The sequence below is a fragment of the Bartonella sp. AP88HLJMH genome (genome assembly GCF_042195605.1).
Taxonomy (GTDB): Bacteria; Pseudomonadota; Alphaproteobacteria; order Rhizobiales; family Rhizobiaceae; genus Bartonella.
Genome location: NZ_JBHIOR010000061.1, coordinates 1 through 2180, shown reverse-complemented (window position 1 = coordinate 2180; position 2180 = coordinate 1). Strand labels below are relative to the sequence as shown.

The following is a 2180-nucleotide window of genomic DNA, read 5'->3' as shown; positions in this document are numbered from 1 at the left end:
CTTTATTATCACTGGGCGCCTTCAGAGATTAACCAGATGGATTGGCTGGATGTGATTGCCTATCGAGAAGAACTCGCACGCCTGAAACAACAAGAATATGAAAGTCATCAGTTAGGATAAAGAATCGTCATGGATGTTTCCCTTGTTGTGCGTTTTGTCAATCATCTGCAAGAGGGGATAGCTTCTGCCAAGCGGGATCTTGCAGCCTTTAGTTCAGATGTTGCACATTTCCAAAACAAGACAAGGCAGCATTTTAAAGGGTGGTTTGACCCTGAGCATCTTGAGGATGCGACAAAGAATGCGGAAAATGCTTTTAACCATGCGCGGGGGCGTATGGTGGGTGCGCTTGCGCAAACAGCAACCTTAATTGCACCGCTCTATAAAGCCATGCAATTTGACCAATCGATGAAGGGACTAGAAAAGGTTCTCGATGCCCCCCTTGATCGCTTAAAGGAATTGCGCCGTTTTGCGCTTGAAACCTCCACCAAGATTCCGTTAGCGGCGCGTGAAGTCTTAGAATTGATGACCAGTGCCAGCCAAGCAGGGATTGGCGAACAAGATCTAGAAGCTTTTAGCATTTATGCCGCTAAAGCAGCTGTAGCTTTTGATATGACGGGAGATCAGATTGGGGAGCGCTTTGCCAAGTTGCGCAATGTCTTTAAGCTTAATCAGGCAGGCATTGAAGATCTAGGCGATGCTATCAATCATCTCTCTAATCACATGGCGGCAAAAGCCAGTGAAGTGTCTGATTTTACCAATCGTGCCACCGGTGCGGCAACCATGTTTAAGCTCACCGCGCGCGAAACTGCGGCATTTGGTACGGCGATGATTTCTGCTGGGATTGTTCCAGAGAGTGCCGCGCGTGGTTTTAATGCCATGAGTGCCCGTATTCAGGCAGGAGGCAAGCATATTGAAGATGCTTTTGCCAATATCGGGCTTTCTCGCGAAAAGTTCATGCAAGATCTGGACAAAGATGCTACCGGCACTTTGGTGCGCTTTTTTAATGTGTTGGGTAAATCCGAACAGGGGATGCGCTCGCTGATTGCCATTGCTGGGCGCGATTTTACTGGTGATTTTGCCAAATTGGTGGGTAACCCCGAATTGTTAGGGCAAGCTTTAGATTATGTGAAAGATCCACAAGTCTTTAAAGGTTCTGTAGAACAAGAAGCAGACAAACAAGCAACCGGTGCCATGCGGCAATTTGAACTCTTGCAAAACCGTATTGTGGCTCTGGGCATCACCATTGGTGAAGTGCTTCTGCCCCCCCTCAACAGTTTGATGGAAAGTGTTGGCAATTTTACCAATGGGCTTATGGCGTGGGCGAATGCCCATCCCACTTTAACAAGCGCTATTATCAAAACCATTGCCGCTCTGATGGCTTTTAATATTGCTCTGCGCGTGTTGCGCTTTACCATGGCTGGCACACGTCTTGGGCTTCTTCAATTGATGGGCTCTTTTATTAAGCTTAGAGTACTCAGTCGTGGTGTTGCTGCAAGCTGGCGGGGCTTAGCAGCCGCAGGGCGCTCGCTGGGCTTGCTAACCGCGGGTCTTGGGGCAAGTTCACTCCGACTCTTACGCCCCATGACCTTGTTGGTCGGGGCTTTACGGGGGATTGCTGTCTCAGGAAGTGCATTTGCTGCCTCTTTTGGCTCTGTTGGGACAGTGATCGAAGTGGTTGGGGCGGGTATTTCCTCTGTTGTGGGGGGTATTTTTACCCCAATAGGGGCTGTGGTTGCTGCTGTTGTGGCGGTCATACTGGCTGCTGGTTTTGCTTTGTGGAAATATTGGGATCGTTTTTCTTCTTTTATGAAGGGCTTTGCACGGGGGGTATCTCGGGCTTTTGGGCAAGCCTTTGAAGCCGTCATGCGCTTTTTTGGTGCTGAACCCACCACCATCACCAAATGGAAAAATATCATTGCTGCTGCTTTTGATTTCTCTCAAACTTGGCAAAAGTTTAAACAAGAGCTTTCCTCTGTTGTCGAGTGGTTTGGCAATTTGTGGGAAGGCGTTAAACAAAGCTTTTCCAACTTTTGGCAATGGTTGAAGAGTTTTTTTACACAGGAAAAGCTCTCGGAGAGTGCCAAGGCTGGTATGGAACAAGCGGGCGAAGATCTGGCTAATTCGATTGTCGATGGCTTTATGTCGTCTATCTCACAATTGATGGATTTTTGTAAATCTTT

Annotated in this window: 1 protein-coding gene; it reads left to right on the top strand. The window is 48.0% G+C overall.

Going from position 1 to position 2180, the window contains the following annotated elements:
- Positions 1–129 precede the first annotated feature (129 nt).
- A partial coding sequence (locus ACFIMA_RS09455) for a phage tail tape measure protein (RefSeq protein ID WP_375693774.1) occupies positions 130–2180 on the top strand: 2051 nt, incomplete at its 3' end.